14 protein-coding genes are annotated in these 16,266 nt (G+C 49.7%); 6 read left to right on the top strand and 8 right to left on the bottom strand.

The genetic code is table 11. The annotated features are described in order from the left end of the window. From ACFQ45_RS05635 to ACFQ45_RS05610, 6 genes are all read left to right on the top strand, one after another. The coding region (locus ACFQ45_RS05635) for an ABC transporter substrate-binding protein (RefSeq protein ID WP_377366012.1) at positions 1–1,134 on the top strand (1,134 nt) is incomplete at its 5' end. A gap of 85 nt (positions 1,135–1,219) precedes the next feature. Continuing rightward, positions 1,220–2,230 (top strand): carbohydrate ABC transporter permease, encoded by a 1,011-nt coding sequence (locus ACFQ45_RS05630; protein ID WP_377366011.1) that lies wholly within the window; start codon positions 1,220–1,222, stop codon positions 2,228–2,230. 1 nt (position 2,231) lies between these two features. After that, on the top strand, positions 2,232–3,383 hold the full coding sequence (locus ACFQ45_RS05625) for a carbohydrate ABC transporter permease (RefSeq protein ID WP_377366010.1): 1,152 nt from the start codon (positions 2,232–2,234) through the stop codon (positions 3,381–3,383). A 54-nt stretch (positions 3,384–3,437) separates the two neighbouring features. Then, positions 3,438–4,535 (top strand): ABC transporter ATP-binding protein, encoded by a 1,098-nt coding sequence (locus tag ACFQ45_RS05620; RefSeq protein WP_377366008.1) that lies wholly within the window; start codon positions 3,438–3,440, stop codon positions 4,533–4,535. 75 nt (positions 4,536–4,610) lie between these two features. Next, positions 4,611–6,230, top strand: a complete 1,620-nt coding sequence (locus tag ACFQ45_RS05615) for an alpha-glucosidase family protein (protein WP_377366007.1) — start codon at positions 4,611–4,613, stop codon at positions 6,228–6,230. 67 nt (positions 6,231–6,297) lie between these two features. After that, on the top strand, positions 6,298–7,356 hold the full coding sequence (locus ACFQ45_RS05610; protein WP_377366006.1) for a LacI family DNA-binding transcriptional regulator: 1,059 nt from the start codon (positions 6,298–6,300) through the stop codon (positions 7,354–7,356). A gap of 25 nt (positions 7,357–7,381) precedes the next feature. Here ACFQ45_RS05610 and ACFQ45_RS05605 read toward each other — a convergent pair whose 3' ends face one another. From ACFQ45_RS05605 to metX, 8 genes are all read right to left on the bottom strand, one after another. Further along, entirely contained in the window at positions 7,382–8,080 is a 699-nt protein-coding gene (locus ACFQ45_RS05605) for a 3'-5' exonuclease (RefSeq protein WP_377366005.1), read from the bottom strand. A gap of 9 nt (positions 8,081–8,089) precedes the next feature. Next, on the bottom strand, positions 8,090–9,943 hold the full coding sequence (locus ACFQ45_RS05600; RefSeq protein ID WP_377366004.1) for a DUF294 nucleotidyltransferase-like domain-containing protein: 1,854 nt from the start codon (positions 9,941–9,943) through the stop codon (positions 8,090–8,092). Positions 9,944–9,956: 13 nt separating this feature from the next. Next, positions 9,957–10,520: a TMEM165/GDT1 family protein gene (locus ACFQ45_RS05595; RefSeq protein ID WP_377366003.1), complete on the bottom strand. Its 564-nt coding sequence runs from the start codon at positions 10,518–10,520 to the stop codon at positions 9,957–9,959. Positions 10,521–10,790: 270 nt separating this feature from the next. Then, positions 10,791–12,377: a BCCT family transporter gene (locus ACFQ45_RS05590; RefSeq protein WP_377366002.1), complete on the bottom strand. Its 1,587-nt coding sequence runs from the start codon at positions 12,375–12,377 to the stop codon at positions 10,791–10,793. A 325-nt stretch (positions 12,378–12,702) separates the two neighbouring features. After that, a complete protein-coding gene (hemW, locus tag ACFQ45_RS05585; RefSeq protein WP_377366001.1) occupies positions 12,703–13,872 on the bottom strand; it encodes a radical SAM family heme chaperone HemW in 1,170 nt (389 codons plus the stop codon). Continuing rightward, positions 13,869–14,477, bottom strand: coding sequence for an RdgB/HAM1 family non-canonical purine NTP pyrophosphatase (rdgB, locus tag ACFQ45_RS05580; RefSeq protein WP_377366000.1), 609 nt, complete (start codon positions 14,475–14,477; stop codon positions 13,869–13,871). The genes hemW and rdgB overlap by 4 nt, the downstream gene beginning before the upstream one ends. 15 nt (positions 14,478–14,492) lie before the next feature. Beyond that, positions 14,493–15,083, bottom strand: coding sequence for a methionine biosynthesis protein MetW (metW, locus tag ACFQ45_RS05575; protein ID WP_377365999.1), 591 nt, complete (start codon positions 15,081–15,083; stop codon positions 14,493–14,495). Then, positions 15,084–16,241 (bottom strand): homoserine O-succinyltransferase MetX, encoded by a 1,158-nt coding sequence (gene metX / locus ACFQ45_RS05570; protein WP_377365997.1) that lies wholly within the window; start codon positions 16,239–16,241, stop codon positions 15,084–15,086. Positions 16,242–16,266 lie beyond the last annotated feature (25 nt).

Here is a 16,266-nt window from a genome sequence, read left to right as displayed (position 1 = left end):
GAAAAAGCCACTGGCGCAGACGTAAGTTACGCTGGCTCGGACTCCTTTGAACAGCAGATTGTGATCGACTCCCAAGCTGGGAGTGCCCCTAACATTGCCATCTTCCCGCAACCGGGGTTAGCGGCTGACTTGGCGTCTAAAGGCTTCCTAACACCTCTGTCTGATACGGTTAAGAAGGGCATTCAAGATGACTATGCCGCGGGACAATCCTGGGTAGATTTAGCAACCTTCACTAACGCATCAGGCAAGCAAGACTTTTACGGTATCTTCTACCGTGCGGACCTGAAATCTCTGGTCTGGTACTCTCCAGACAACTTTGATGATGCAGGCTATGACGTGCCTGAAACTATGGAAGAGCTGAAGGCTCTGACGCAACAGATTGTGGCTGATGGCGGCACTCCTTGGTGTATTGGTCTTGGTTCCGGCGCGGCTACTGGGTGGCCGGCAACAGACTGGGTTGAAGACTTGTTACTACGCTTGCAGCCAGCGGATGTGTACGATAAGTGGGTGACCAATGAGGTGAAATTCAACGACCCTCGTATTGTAGAAACCATCAATGAGTTCGGCTGGTTTGCCCGCAATGACGATTACGTGGATGGTGGCGCAGGGGCTGTGGCTTCTACGGACTTCCGTGATAGCCCTAAAGGCTTATTCGCGTCCCCTCCAAAATGTTACATGCATCGCCAAGCGTCTTTCATTCCAGCCTTCTTCCCAGAAGAGGTGGAAGTGGGCTTGGATGCGGATTTCTTCTACTTCCCATCTTATGAAGCCAAAGATCTAGGTAATCCCGTATTGGGTGCTGGTACCTTGGCAGCCATTACGGCGGATTCTAAAGGTGCCCGTGCCTTCATCGACTTCCTACGTTCACCCATCGCCCATGAACTGTGGATGGCGCAAACAGGCTTCCTGTCTCCCCATGGCAAGGTTAACCCAGACATTTACGTGACCGAAACCGCTCGTAAACAAGGGGAAATCCTTCATGACGCCACGACCTTCCGTTTTGATGGCTCGGACCTCATGCCAGGTAAGATCGGCGCTGGTTCCTTCTGGACGGGCATGGTCGATTATGCCGGTGGTGAGGACGCTAAAGATGTGGCTGATAGCATCCAGAAAACTTGGGATGCGCTGAAATAGCACGCCATACCTTGGAGGCTCTGAAGAGCCTCCAAGCTTCTGATTAACCCTTTCACAACCTCTTTTGCGATGTATTGGAGAGACAATGGGACAGCTCGCGACAGCGTTAGTGACCATGATCTTAGGCGTGCTTGCGTGCGCAGCATACTTTTATGGCTCTAATGCCTTATTAGACATGATATTTCCAGGGAAGAACCGCCCCCCAGAAGTGGTGGCTCGTAACCTTCGTATCAGTAACCGCATTCGACCTTGGTTGTTTCTTGGGCCAGCGGTACTGATCTTAACCTTCTATTTGTTTTATCCGGTAATCGATTCGTTTCGCTTGTCTTTTTACGATCGCACTGGGGAAGCCTTCGTCGGTGTTAGCAATTATGTGTGGTTGTTTGGCAGTGACGAGTTTTTTGAGTCGTTCAAAAACAACATGTTATGGCTGATCTTTGTGCCTACCATGGCGACCTTCTTCGGTTTAGTCATCGCCACCATGACCGATCGCGTCTGGTGGGGCAACATCGCCAAGAGTTTGATCTTTATGCCTATGGCGATTTCCTTTATCGGGGCATCGGTGATCTGGAAATTCATCTACGACTACCGCAGTGGCGATGACCCACAGATCGGTTTGTTAAACGCTGTGGTGGTGGCCTTTGGTGGCGAGCCTCAGGCGTGGATTACGATTCCATTTTGGAACAATTTCTTTTTGATGATCATCTTGGTGTGGATCCAAACGGGATTTGCCATGGTGATTTTGTCTGCGGCGCTACGGGGAATTCCTGACGAAACCATCGAAGCCGCGGTGTTGGACGGTGCCAGCGGAGTGCAGATTTTCTTTAAGATCATGGTGCCGCAAATCTGGGGCACTATCGCTGTGGTATGGACCACCATAACCATTCTGGTACTCAAGGTATTCGACATTGTATTGGCCATGACCAACGGTCAGTGGGGGACACAGGTGCTGGCGAACCAGATGTTTGATTGGATGTTCCGCGGGGGCGGTGACTTTGGTCGTGGCGCGGTCGTAGCCATTGTCATCATGGTGCTGGTCATCCCTATCATGGTTTGGAACATCAAGCGTGCCAACGCTGAAATGGAGGGCCGCTAATATGGTGATCTCAAAGAAAGGCTCTGCCTTAACCGCAGTGGTCCATGTGACGGTATTGCTATTGGTGATTATTTGGACCATCCCTACTTTGGGGCTGTTTGTCTCTTCCATTCGCGATAAAGATCAGTTGTCTACATCAGGCTGGTGGACGGCGCTAGCAACCTCAGAGCAACGTCTCGTGGAGCGTGCCGCCTCAGCAGAGGCGCAAACCCAAGAAGGCAATCTTTGGGTGATTCGAGGCAATGTGCTTGGCGATGGCTCAGATCATTCTGCGAAAATCACTCGCTTCGGTAGCAGCTCGTTAGAGCCAGAGGCTTATGCTGCAGGGGAAACCGTGGCACTGAAGCGTGGTATTCAGCTACAGGTGATGGCGAACGGGGATTATTTAATTTCTTCGGAAGAAGAAATGAGTGGTCGCCGTGGTCAGCGGATTTTCTATACGGCAGAAGTGCCACCCCGTTTCACCCTGGATAACTATCGTGAGGTGTTGGGAGCAGAAGGGTTAGGCAAGTCGTTTATTAACTCCCTGACGGTGACCATCCCTGCGACCATTATCCCTATTCTGATCGCAGCGTTTGCGGCTTATGCCTTGGCGTGGATGAAGTTCCCCGGTCGTGCGCTCTTGATCGCTGCGGTGGTGGGACTGTTGGTAGTGCCATTACAAATGTCTCTGATTCCCCTGTTGAAAACCTACAATGTAATCGGGGAGTTTTTAGGGGTAGGAGCGAAAACCTATGTGGGGATCTGGCTTGCCCATACGGGGTTTGGTTTGCCCTTGGCTATTTATCTCCTACGCAATTATATCGCTGGTTTGCCGAGCGAGATTATTGAATCTGCTCGGGTAGATGGTGCCTCGGATTTCGACATTTTCCGCAAAATTATTTTACCTCTGTCGTTCCCTGCGTTGGCGTCTTTTGCCATTTTCCAATTCCTTTGGGTATGGAACGATTTGCTGATTGCGATGGTGTTTTTGGGGAACAACGAAGATCAGCTGGTAATGACGGGACAGCTGCGTGAATTGTTGGGCTCCCGTGGTGGCAACTGGGAGATTCTCACCGCTTCGGCGTTTATCACCATCATAGTTCCTTTATGTGTGTTCTTTGGATTACAGCGTTATCTGGTACGTGGCTTATTGGCTGGATCCGTTAAATAACGTCGAATTTGAATGGCGAAGCGCCCAGAGCGCTCGCGAAAAGAGGCAATAGACATGGCAGATGTAAAGCTAACCAATGTTAAAAAGGTCTACGCAAACCAAGTGGAGGTCATGCGAGACATCAATTTAGATATTAAACAGGGCGAATTTATCGTTTTTGTTGGGCCTTCTGGCTGTGGTAAATCCACCTTGTTGCGCATGATTTCCGGTCTGGAAGAAATCTCCGGTGGCACCTTGGAGATCGACGGGACTGTGGTGAACGATGTGCCGCCTTCTCTACGCGGTATCGCTATGGTGTTCCAAAGTTATGCCCTGTATCCGCACATGACGGTATACGACAACATGGCGTTCAGCTTACAGATCGCCAAAGAAGACAAAGCGGAAATCGACAAACAGGTGCGTAAAGCAGCAGAAATGCTGCAATTGACGCCGTTTTTGGACCGTTTACCCAAAGCCTTATCCGGCGGTCAGCGTCAACGGGTGGCCATTGGTCGTGCGATTGTGCGCCGTCCTAAAGTCTTTTTGTTTGATGAGCCCTTGTCGAACCTAGACGCAGCTTTGCGTGTGGCAACCCGTATGGAGATTGCTAACTTAAAAGAAAGCATGCCGGACAGCACCATGATTTATGTGACCCATGATCAGGTGGAAGCCATGACCTTGGCGGATCGAATCGTGCTGTTATCCGCTGGCAACATCGAGCAAGTAGGCTCACCGCTCGCTTTGTATGAACGTCCTGAAAACGTGTTTGTGGCGAAGTTTATTGGCTCTCCAGCCATGAATATCCTGCCTTGTCAGATCGCTTCTACGGGCAGTGAAACCCTTGTGACCTTGGCATCAGAGCAGACTGTCACTGTACCGATTTCCACCGAGAGTTCAGAGCAGGGTAAGACGGCTTTCTTTGGTGTTCGTCCCGAGCATCTGGACGTTGTGGCTGAGGACGAGGGGGCGATGTTGGCTGGGGAAGTGTCTTTTATTGAGTCTTTGGGGGAAGCCACCTTGCTATATGTGGCGGTACCTGGAGTAGAAGGCATGGTGATTGCAAAGCAAGCGGGTACCCTAAAAATCGAAAAGGGCGACCCAGTGCGCTTAGCGGCGAAGCCTGAAGCCCTACATTTGTTTGATGAACAAGAGAACACATACCGCCGCGACTAGCGGTCATGTGATGCATGATTGATGACCGGTGCTGAGTCTTTTATCTCAGCACCCAATTTTTTGGAGAATGGTGTTATGTCAACCGATCTGAACTGGTGGAAAGGCGGGGTGATTTATCAGATTTACCCGCGCAGTTTTATGGACGCCAATGGCGATGGCATTGGAGATCTTGCGGGCATTGCACAGAAGCTCGACTATGTGGCCTCGTTAGGGGTCGATGCGATTTGGCTGTCGCCGATTTTTACTTCACCGATGAAAGACTTTGGTTACGACATCAGTGATTACCGTGATATTGACCCTATGTTTGGTTCTTTGGAGGATTTCAAAGCTCTGATCGACAAGGCTCACTCTTTGAATCTTAAGGTCATGGTGGATCAGGTCATCAGCCATTCATCTGACGTGCATCCTTGGTTTGAAGAAAGCCGTCAGGACAAGACCAATGACAAAGCGGACTGGTATGTTTGGGCGGACCCAAAACCAGACGGCTCTCCGCCAAATAACTGGCTGTCGATCTTTGGAGGCAGTGCCTGGAAATGGGACAGCCGTCGTCTGCAGTACTATTTGCATAACTTTCTCGAAAGCCAACCGGACTTTAACTTCCACAATCCAGTGGTGCGTAAAGCCCACTTGGATAATATGCGTTTTTGGCTCGATTTGGGGGTGGATGGTTTCCGTCTTGATACGGTGAACTTCTATTTCCATAGTCAAGGCTTGGAAGACAACCCACCAGTGCCGCCGGGTGAGCCAAAAACCAAAGGCGCACCAGAGGACAATCCATACACTTACCAGCGTCACGTGTATGACTTGAGCCGTCCGGAAAACTTGGACTTCCTCAAAGAGCTACGGGCTTTGATGGATGAATACCCAGGCACCACCACGGTGGGTGAGATTGGTGACGACTTCCCTCTCAAACGCATGGCGGAATATACCTCCGGTGGCGATAAGCTACATATGGCTTACACCTTCGACTTTTTGAACAAGCCCCATTCACCGGCTTACATCCGTGAAGTCTTAGCCAACATGAATGAGATTGTGGGGGATGGCTGGCCATGTTGGGCCCTGTCGAACCATGACGTAGAGCGCTCCCGCTCCCGCTGGGGCAAAGGGGAAGATCCGAGAGCTTACCCATTGGTGGCCATGGCGCTGATTTTATCCTTGCGCGGCAGTGTGTGCTTGTACCAAGGGGAAGAGCTAGGCTTACCTGAAGCAGAAGTGCCCTTTGAGCGCATCCAAGACCCTTATGGCATTCCTCTATGGCCAGTGTTTAAAGGCCGTGATGGCTGTCGTACTCCCATGGTATGGGACAAATCACCTCTTGGTGGCTTCTCTACCGTGGAGCCATGGTTGCCAGTCTCCGCGGCGCAATTACCACTGAGTGTGGCGGAGCAAGAAGCGGACCCAGAGGCCCTATTACATAAGGTGCGTCGCTTGATGGCATGGCGCCAAAACCAGCCAACCCTAGTGAATGGCGCTTTGACTTTAATCGACGTAGCCAATGATGACCTGGTGGCGTTTGAGCGTGAATACCAAGGGCAACGGGTCTTGGTCGTGCTAAATATGACAGGTGACCACCACACTGCAGAAGTATCTGTGGCTGTGTCTGAGCCACTCACGGGTCATGGCTTCACGGCTTCGATCTCTGGAAGTACTGTGTCATTACCGCCTTACCAAGCGTTTTATGGGGTATTAGGCTAGCCCTTTTGCGCCCCAACAGATGAGTTGGGGCGCTTTGTTTACCCGTCGAGTTGTATTGCAGGTTGATATGAAAACGACAATAAAAAAACTCACCCTCAAAGACGTTGCCTTGCATCTGAATGTGTCCACCGCGACCATCTCTAACGCCTTTAATCGTCCTGATCAGCTGTCTGCTGAGCTGCGCGAAAATATTTTGAAGCAGTGTGAAGAGATGGGCTATTACGGCCCCAATGCGGCGGCTCGGAGCTTGCGTACTGGGCGTACTGGGATTGTGGGGATAGTCCTATCGGACGAGCTGAGTTATTCCCTGTCTGATCCGGTTGCCAATCAGTTTATTACAGGTATGGCGGAAGTCTTTGAAGCCAATGATTACAACATGCTGCTGTTGTCCGCGACAGAAGCCAAGCAGGATGTGCAAACGCGCATGCAGTCGTCCATGGTGGATGGCTTTATCGTCTATGGACACAAGCCCCAGCAGTACCATAGTGCGCCTTGGTTAGATGCGCGCAAAAATGTGGTTACGGTCGACAGTGCCATTCCCGGCACCCCATCGGTGAATGTGACCAATGAAAAGGGCGCCTACGACATTGCCAAGCATGCTCTAGTGCATCAGCCTGAGCATATTGCGATATTGGGATTAGCCTTATTAGAAACGGATCGAGTGTGTCGCATACGTGATGACGAGCTGTTTGATGCGGCGGCGTCAATCTCGATTCAGCGTCTGGCGGGCTATCGCAGGGCCTTGCAAGAAGCTCAAGTAGAGCTGCCTCCAGAGTTGATCTGGAACATTCCCCATAACGATCATAAGTTGGCTTATCAAGCGGCTAGAGAAGCCCTCACCATGGCTAATCGCCCTCAGTTATTACTTTGCATGAGTGATCGGATTGCTTTGGCGGCGCTTCAGACAGCATTGCAAATGGGCCTTCGCGTACCGGAAGATCTGCAAGTGGTGGGATTCGATGGCATTCCAGAAAGCGAGACTTTCCATCCTTCCATTACTACTGTGTATCAGCAGACTGTTGCCAAAGGCCGCATTGCCGCGGAGATTTTTTTAGGTTTGCGTGAGTCAAAAGATGTGGAGCTTGAAACCCAACTAGTGGTGCGGGAAAGTTGTCCCGCACTCTAGCGTGTTATTGTGAACCGAGGAATGGTTAGCAGTAATAATCCTTTAGGGGGCGCTCGACATCTAAGTGGTGTGCTGCTTGCGCTTGCAAAAGCTCTGCGCAAGAGATGGCATCAATCAAGGCTTGATGGGCGCGGTAGCGGGGGAGATTGTAGCGCTGGCGACAAGCATCTAAACGGACGGAAGGTTGTCTACCAAAGCGTTTCCACCAAGGTTTGTGGATGATGGCCGCCTCAAGGGCCATGGTATCTACCATGGGAAACAGTAATGGCTCACCGAAGTATTTTTGTGCCGCTTGATAAAGAAACGGGCGTTCAATAGCGGCGCAATGGACCACCACCACTTTACCGGCGATCGCCTCTAAAACGTCGTCCAAAAAGCTGGAAAGTCGCGGGGCATCCTTGATCTCTTCATGGGTGATTTCATGAATGGTAACGGATTCTGCTGTCAGTGGACCATGGGGCTTAGCGAGCCAATAGCGGGCTTGATTGAGAGGAATACGATCCAATGTCATATCCACTAAACCAATGCTCACAATGTCGTCCGTATCAGGGTCCAGTCCAGTGGTTTCAATGTCTAATGCTACCAGCGGCGCCTCTTGGAGATTGCCATCAAAACGAGCGGCTCCGGCTTCATAAAACGCTTTAAGCTCAGGCGTTTGCACTTCTTTGGCAAGCTGTGCGAAGGTCGCCTGCCAATCATCGGGTGTTTCATAAGGTGATTGCATAATGTGGAACTAACCCTTCCCTGGATAGCGGTATTTCAAGAACTCTTGCTGACGCGAAACAATGTTAAAAGCGTCCCTCAAATGGCGCTTCTCGAAGGCTGAAAGCGTTTCTGGGTCAACCTTGTTATCAGGTTCTTCACCGTTCTCGATTTGAGACTTTTGGTTTTTGATACGCACCATGCCAATCATTTCCAAGGCGAGGATCAAGTCTCGTGCTCTGCCGTCTGGCATCACCCCCGCTTCTTCGATGTCTTCCAAGCGTTCGAAGGTATTGAGCTTAGAAGACCCTAGTGCCAAGGCATGTACCCGCACCAAATCACAAATCGGAGCAATACCACGACCTTTTAGGTTAAAGGTACGGGACTGTTTGCCTTCATCATCCAATACAAATTGACGGAAGAACCCTAGCGGTGGCGTGCGTTGGTTAGCGTTGCGCGCCAAGGCAGATAAGAAACCTTTGTGGCTTTGGGCCTGTTCGCGAATGTGACGATTAAGCTGCTTGGCGAACATCTTATCCCCATAAATGCCCCGTAGGTCAAAGAAGATCGACAGATGCAGTAGAGCTTCTGCTTTTGGCTTGAGGATCCACTCAGAGAATTGCTCTTTCCATTGAGAAAGAGTCATACGCCATTTGGGGTTCATGGCCATGATCTCCCCAGTACAAAGCGGATAGCCGCATTTGTCTAAGTTGTTACAAACGTATTCGCTCAGCTCCCGGAAGTAATCGCCGTGCTCTGCTTCGTTATAACGATCACTTAAGATCATGGCATTGTCTTGGTCGGTGCTAATGGTTTGCTCTTCCCGAGCTTGGGAGCCTAGGGCCAAGAAACAGTAGGGGACTGGCGCTGGACCAAGCTGTTGCTCACCCAGCTGTAATAGACGCTTCACAAATGCGACGCCAATGTGGGACAAAGCGTTGCCGATCATTTGTGTGTTGGCATCTGCATTCACCAGCTGAGTGAAAGTGTGAGTCATTTTTTTACTGATGCTGACCAGGCCTTCGATGCTTTCTTGTTTGAAAATATCGCTGATGACATAGATGGAGCCATGGCTTTCCCGTTGCACCAAGTCACCGGTGCTGATGACACCAATAGGGCGGTCTTTCTTGAGCACAGGCAAATGGTGAATGTTTGCTGACATCATTTTTAACACGGCTTCAGAGGCAAAATCCCCCGCGTCCACGGAGATAGGATCACGGGTCATGACGGTGCTGACACCCGTGTCGAAAGGCAAACCCTTTGCCACTACTCGGTTGCGTAAATCCCGGTCGGTTAAAATGCCCACCAGCATATCGTTTTCGGTAATCAGTAATGAGGAGACTCGCTCCTCAGCCATGATGTTAGCGGCGGTCATAATATCAACGCTTTGATCAGCGGTGATGGGCTGACGGCGTAAGAGACTGTGAATTGGACAGGTCATTAACGACAAGTCTGAGGACTGGCTGTCCATGGCGGCTTTCAAACGTACTTCTCGAGATACTTCAAAGAAGTCAGAAAATGCGTCGAAATCCGTATAAAACTGAATAAACCAACGTGCCGGAATGCGATAGAGGAGTGTGTCCTCTAAAGCGCGCATGGTTTGTGAAGACTTACCCCCTCGGAGCAGTGACGAAGATCCGAAGATGTCACCTTCATGCATGCGTCGCAGTAGCTTGCCCTCTCTGCCCTTGGACTCTACTGCGCCGCTGCGAATGAAGAATAACGTTTCATTCCGTTCTTCAGGGGCGATGGCCCATTGTCCCGCTCGGAGGTATTGGATTTCGATGTCTTTTACCATCTCTTGCAAGATGGGTTCGTCTTTTAGGTCCGCAAACGGTGCGTACTCACAAAGGGTGTCCAATATTTCCGAGAGTTCAATGTCCATAATATCCTCGTAATTACATGACTGGATAAATGATCGCGCTAATACCCAGTACGACAAATAGAATACAAGCAGCGATTCGTGTTTTCGCCGGGTTGATGCGTTGCATTAACCAGTTACCTGCAAACACGACAGGTACGTTTGCTAACAGCATACCTATGGTTGAGCCCACGGTCACCCAAAGTACTGATTGATAGTTAGCCCCAAGTATAACGGTGGCCAATTGTGTCTTGTCACCGATTTCCGCTAGGAAAAAGAGAACAAACGTCGCAATAAACGCACCAGATTTCATAACGTTGCTTTCTTCACTGTCATCCTTATCAGGGATCAAGATCCATAAGCCTACTGCTATAAAGCTAGCACCGACTAACCAATTTACCCAACCTTCAGGCACCCAGTCAGCAACTTGTGCGCCAAACCATGCCGAAGCTAAGTGGTTAAGAATAGTCGCGGCAAGAATACCAAGAACGATTTGAAATTTAGAAGAGAATCGTGTCGCAAGAAAGAGTGCCAGAAGCTGGGTTTTATCACCCATTTCTGCCAGTGCGACAGTTGAAATTGAGGTTAGTAAGGCTTCCATTTGTGTTTCCGTGGTGGGCGATTAAACATAAGACAATGAACCTGTGCCCACCTGAGCCAAGTCATCGTCTTAAGTCTCATCAATCCGAAGCGCTAAGGCTCTAGGACTCTCCTGCCATGAGCTTGAGGCTCAATTATGTTGACAGAGGATCTTCACAGATAGGAAGAAGATTACTCCCTTAAGAGGTGAAGCAATTCTAATCTAAGGGCTCCCCAAACGCAACAAAGGCGAGCTAAGCCCGCCTTTGCGAAGGTAATTTGTTAGGAACGATTATTTCCCGACAAATTTAAGGTCTTGTTTTAGGCCGATAAACAAGCTGACACACATAACCAGCATCAACAAGGTAAACGGTAGACCTATGGTAATCGCCGCAGCTTGGATGGCGGTCAAGGCGTCGGAGCCACCGCCTACCAACAAGGCAATCGCAATAATACCTTCCATCACAGCCCAGAAAATACGCTGAGACATAGGTGCATCTGTCTTACCACCGGCAGTGATGCCATCGATAACCAGTGAACCAGAGTCAGAAGAGGTCACGAAGAACACCAAGACCAATACGATACCCACAAATGAAATCACAGAGGTAAGTGGCAACTGCTCAAACATTTGGAACATGGCCAACGATACTTCTGAGATACCACCTGACAGAGCACCTACACCGTTTTCTACTTGCTCGATAGCAGAGCCACCGAAGATCGCCATCCACACAAGGGATACGGCAGTCGGTACAAGCAATACGGCAATGATGAACTCACGTACGGTACGGCCACGAGATACGCGGGCGATAAACATACCAACAAATGGTGACCAGCTAATCCACCAAGCCCAGTAGAAGATTGTCCAGCCGTGGTAGAAGGTTTGGTCATCACGACCAATCCAGTTACTTAGAGGAATAATGTTTTCAACATAGCCTAGGAAGAAACTACCAATGGCAGCGAAGATGGCACCCGTATGACCAACGATCACGATGAACAAAGCCAATACTGCTGCAATGATCATGTTAACGTTCGAAAGCAGCTTCACACCACCGTCTAGACCACGAGCAACCGAAATAATGGCAACACCGGTAACAGCGATGATGACACAGATCTGAGTGGCTAGCGTGTTTGGTAAACCAAATAGGAAATGTAAACCAGACGTTGCTTGCTGTGCGCCAAACCCTAGGGATGTTGCCAAACCAAAGATGGTCGCAATTACCGATAGGATGTCGACAAAGTGGCCCAAAGTACCCCAGACACGCTCACCGAAAAGTGGGTAGAACGCAGAACGGATGGTTAAAGGCAAACCTTTGTTGTACGCGAAGAAAGCGAGGGACAAAGCCACAACCGCATAGATGGCCCATGGGTGTAGACCCCAGTGGAACATGGTTGCACCCATTGCTAAGCGAGCCGCTTCAGGAGTATTTGCTTCCACATTAAGCGGTGTGCCGTACCAGCCTGTGTAGTAAGCCACAGGTTCTGCCACACTCCAGAACATCAAACCAATACCCATACCTGCTGCAAACAGCATACAGAACCAGGCTATCGTAGAGTGTTCGGATTTGGCTTCTGTACCGCCTAATCGGATTTTACCCATTGGGAGAACGATTAAGACTAAACAGAATAAAACAAATAGGTTACCAGAAATGGCAAAGAACCAATCGAAGTTGTTGATTGACCAACCGCGAGCGGCCATTAAAAGCTCTTTGGCGTCACCAGGGAAAACGATAGAGCCAATAACGAAGGCTAAAATGATTAGGGCACTGATGCCGAAGACTGGATTGTGTACATCTAAGCCAAGGAACTGAACGTTATCCTGTCCGACCTTGTAGGATGTGCTGTACTCTTCCCGCCCTTTTGGCGGAGTAGTATTACTCATCTTTTATCTCCCAATTATTAAGATGGTAACAATTGGAATGACGGCAAAGGAGAGAGTCACGTTTCGACGCTGCCTAAAAACAACCATTCCAATTGTCGCTGTGCTTTTACTCTAACGAAGCGAGTAAAACTATTCACAAAAGTGTGCTGAGGGACGCACATGTACAGGCAAAGGCCTGATTGAAATAGAAGCTTTGACACTTCAACTTGGCTAAAAAATCGCCAAAACGTTCAAGGTTGTCATATAAGATCGCCTATAAAACAACCTGATGGAAGGCAGAATGACAGCAAAATACTTAGATGTCAAATTATTGTAAGTGTAAGTATTATTCTGGCAAGAAAAGTTCGAGTAACTCATTGAGGAATAATTTACCCTTTTCTGTGGTGCTTATTATTCCATTTTTCCATAAGTTTTCACTTAATAATCCGCGGGTTGCGGCAATCTCACAGGCGCTTTTTAACACGGCTGGTACAGGGCGATAACCATATTGCTCAAAGGCTTTTAGGGGGAAACTTTCAAACAAGCGTAAGCGATTCATCATGAACTCTAAAGGCAAATCTTCTGGCTCAATGGCGTCTTTGATGCATAAGGCTTCAGGCAAATTGCTCAGGTAATGATTTGGGTGGCGAGTTTTGCGGGTACGAAAAATCTGCCCATCGGGCAGGGTGATTTTACCGTGGGCGCCAGCGCCAATCCCTAGATAATCCCCAAATCGCCAGTAATTGAGATTGTGTTTGGCTTCACGCCCCGCTTTTGCATTGGCGGAAACTTCGTACTGGTGATAACCCTTTTGCTCCAGTAGTGCTAACCCTTCGTCTTGGATATTCCATAGGGTATTGTCTTCTGGCAAGGTGGGCGGTCGACGATAGAACTCAGTATTGGGCTCAATGGTCAGTTGATACCAAGACAGGTGCTCAGGGTTCAAATCGATGGCGAGTTGCAGATCTTCCAGAGCCATGGCGGTGGTTTGATCCGGCAAACCATGCATCAGGTCTAAGTTGATGTTATCGAATCCAGCGGCCCGTGACTTATCCACAGCGTGCAAGGCTTCTTCGCGATTGTGGATTCTTCCTAAGGTTTTCAACAGGTTTGGCTGAAAACTTTGGATACCAATGGAAAGGCGATTAATCCCCGCTTGACGAAAGTGGGCGAACTTTTCTTGTTCGAAGGTGCCGGGGTTCGCTTCCATGGTGATTTCGGCATTGTCCACCCAAGTCAGTTTGCTGCGCAGGGCATCCATTAATTGGTAATAAAAATCTGCGCTCATGAGGCTGGGCGTGCCGCCGCCAATAAAAGCTGTTTGAATGGGGCGATCTGCCACGTAAGGCAGGTCAACTTCTAAATCTGCCAGTAGCTGATCCAAGTAGGCCTGCTCGGGCAGCTTACCTTGCTCTTCAAAACGGTCCGCTTGGTGGGAGTTGAAGTCACAGTACGGGCACTTACGTACGCACCAAGGGACGTGAATGTAGAGGCTTAAAGGCGGCAGGGCGCTCATGACAGAATGTTGCCTGCTTGTAGCGCATCAAACAGTTGCGTTAGAGCTTTCGCTCGATGGCTCAGCTGGTTTTTTTCATCTTTGGACAGGCTTGCAGAGCTGCAGCCTTTTTCGGGTACATAAAAGATAGGGTCATAGCCAAATCCTTCCACCCCTTCTGCAGATTCTAAAATGCGACCTTCCCAGCTGCCGTGGGCAATAATGGGGGTCGGATCATCTTTGTGACGCATGAAAGCTAAGACGCAATGGAAGCGTGCGGTACGTTGCTCTGCGGGAACCCCTGCTAGCTTTTCGAGTAGTAGGGCGTTGTTGGCTTCGTTATCCCCGTGGCCGCCTGCAAAACGAGCGGAGTATATGCCTGGTGCGCCATTTAAGTAGTCCACTTCAATACCCGAATCGTCCGCCAAAGCTGGTAAACCTGTCTTTTCGCAGGCATGGCGGGCTTTGATGATGGCGTTTTCAATAAAGGTTAAACCGGTCTCGTCTGCGTCTTCCACTTTGAAGTCACCTTGAGGTTTTACTTCCACATCAAAGGCATCAAACAGTCGGTTGAATTCTTTTATTTTGCCCGCGTTATTGCTGGCAAGCACAATGGTTTGGCTCATGGGTAGATCTCTATATTAACGGCTAACGTGAAAGATGGCCGTTTCGCTGAAAAGGTTAGGCATCATGCGAGTCCACCAATGATCTCGTAATTGTCCGTCAACGGCGGCCCAGCGTAGTACTTTTAAGTCTTTCTGCTGACATAAGTCGCGAAAATCGTTGAAAGTACAGAAGTGGATGTTCGGTGTGTCATACCAGTTATAAGGCAAAAACTCAGACACGGGCATATGCCCCTTGATGCCTAGGTGAATGCGGTTACGCCAATGACCGAAGTTTGGGAAAGTGATGATGGCTTCTTTACCAATGCGCAACATCTCATCTAACAATAGATCAGGGCGTCGGAATTGCTGCAGGGCGTGGGCCATGACGACCACGTCAAAACTTTGCAAATCAAAGTTCTGTAAGCCTTCGTCGATGTCTTGCTCTAACACCGGAATGCCTTTTTCAATACAGAAGTTAATGTTCTCTGCATCGATTTCGAGTCCATAGCCGGTGGTGTTCTTATGCTCCGCTAGGTGTTCTAACAGAGCGCCATTGCCACAGCCAAGGTCGAGTACTCGCGAGTCTTTAGCGATCCAGTCACTGATTAATTCGAGGTCAGCGCGCATTTAGACATTCTCCTTTGGTAGACGTTTTGCAATGCGGCCTAAAAAGCCACGCATCGCCGCCATGTAGCGGGGAATCGGGAACAAAAAGGCGTCATGGCCTTCGATGGAGTCAATCTTGGTGTAGGTGACGTGTTTGTCAGAGCGTATCAAGGCGTCGACGATTTCTTCACTACGTTCTGGGGCAAAGCGCCAATCCGTGGTGAAGGACACCAATAAGAACTCACATTGAGCCTTAGAAAGTACCTTGGCTAAATCGCCACCTTCTCTAGCAGCTGGATCGAAGTAATCCAATGCCTTGGTCATCAGCATATAGGTATTGGCGTCAAAACGTTTGGTGAAGGCTTCCCCTTGATAACGCAGGTAGCTTTCCACTTCAAATTCGATTTCATAGTTGTACTGGTAGGCATCATGACGCATCTGACGGCCAAACTTGTTACCCATGGAATCATCAGACAAGTAAGTAATGTGACCAAGCATGCGGGCTAAGCCAAGGCCATTGGTGGGGACAGCATTGTGTTCCACATATTGCCCATCGAAGAATTCTGGGTCACGGCGAATGGACTGACGAGCCACTTCATTAAAGGCAATGTTTTGCGTTGATAGTTTAGGCGCCGAGGCAATGATCGCCGCCCCTTGCAAACGATCTGGATAACGGATGCTCCATTCCAGTACCTGCATACCGCCCAAGCTGCCTCCGACAATGGCAGCAAAGGTTTTGATCCCTAGTCGATCGGCTAGGCGAGCTTGGCTCTCAACCCAGTCTTCCACGGTGACAAATGGAAACTCTGCTCCCCAAACTTTGCCTGTGGCTGGGTTGACCGTAGTGGGCCCTGTGCTACCACAACAGCCGCCTAGATTGTTAAGGCTGATGACAAAGAAAACGTTGGTATCGATGGGTTTGCCTGGGCCAATAGCGCTGTCCCACCAGCCGGGTTTACGGTCTTCCATGGAATGATAGCCGGCCGCGTGATGGTCACCGCTCAAGGCGTGACAAATCAAAATCGCATTGCTGGCATCCGCATTAAGCGTGCCGTAGGTTTCGTAGATAAGCTGATAGGTTGGCAGCGTTTGGCCACAAGCGAGAATCAGCGGCTCATCAAACTGGGCCACTTTTGGTGACACGAGCCCTACTGAGTCGGCAGGAAGGGTATCCGGCATAGGTTGTACGTTTCCTGATGAATGA

The sequence above is a fragment of the Rhodanobacter aciditrophus genome (assembly GCF_042679525.1).
GTDB lineage: Bacteria > Pseudomonadota > Gammaproteobacteria > Pseudomonadales > Marinomonadaceae > Marinomonas > Marinomonas aciditrophus.
This window is presented reverse-complemented; position numbering and strand designations above follow the sequence as displayed.

Coding starts and splice junctions, on each gene's coding strand:
- ACFQ45_RS05630 (WP_377366011.1), top strand. CDS start 1,220: ATGGGACAGCTCGCGACAGCGTTAGTGACCATGATCTTAGGCGTGCTT.
- ACFQ45_RS05625 (WP_377366010.1), top strand. CDS start 2,232: ATGGTGATCTCAAAGAAAGGCTCTGCCTTAACCGCAGTGGTCCATGTG.
- ACFQ45_RS05620 (WP_377366008.1), top strand. CDS start 3,438: ATGGCAGATGTAAAGCTAACCAATGTTAAAAAGGTCTACGCAAACCAA.
- ACFQ45_RS05615 (WP_377366007.1), top strand. CDS start 4,611: ATGTCAACCGATCTGAACTGGTGGAAAGGCGGGGTGATTTATCAGATT.
- ACFQ45_RS05610 (WP_377366006.1), top strand. CDS start 6,298: ATGAAAACGACAATAAAAAAACTCACCCTCAAAGACGTTGCCTTGCAT.
- ACFQ45_RS05605 (WP_377366005.1), bottom strand. CDS start 8,080: ATGCAATCACCTTATGAAACACCCGATGATTGGCAGGCGACCTTCGCA.
- ACFQ45_RS05600 (WP_377366004.1), bottom strand. CDS start 9,943: ATGGACATTGAACTCTCGGAAATATTGGACACCCTTTGTGAGTACGCA.
- ACFQ45_RS05595 (WP_377366003.1), bottom strand. CDS start 10,520: ATGGAAGCCTTACTAACCTCAATTTCAACTGTCGCACTGGCAGAAATG.
- ACFQ45_RS05590 (WP_377366002.1), bottom strand. CDS start 12,377: ATGAGTAATACTACTCCGCCAAAAGGGCGGGAAGAGTACAGCACATCC.
- hemW (WP_377366001.1), bottom strand. CDS start 13,872: ATGAGCGCCCTGCCGCCTTTAAGCCTCTACATTCACGTCCCTTGGTGC.
- rdgB (WP_377366000.1), bottom strand. CDS start 14,477: ATGAGCCAAACCATTGTGCTTGCCAGCAATAACGCGGGCAAAATAAAA.
- metW (WP_377365999.1), bottom strand. CDS start 15,083: ATGCGCGCTGACCTCGAATTAATCAGTGACTGGATCGCTAAAGACTCG.
- metX (WP_377365997.1), bottom strand. CDS start 16,241: ATGCCGGATACCCTTCCTGCCGACTCAGTAGGGCTCGTGTCACCAAAA.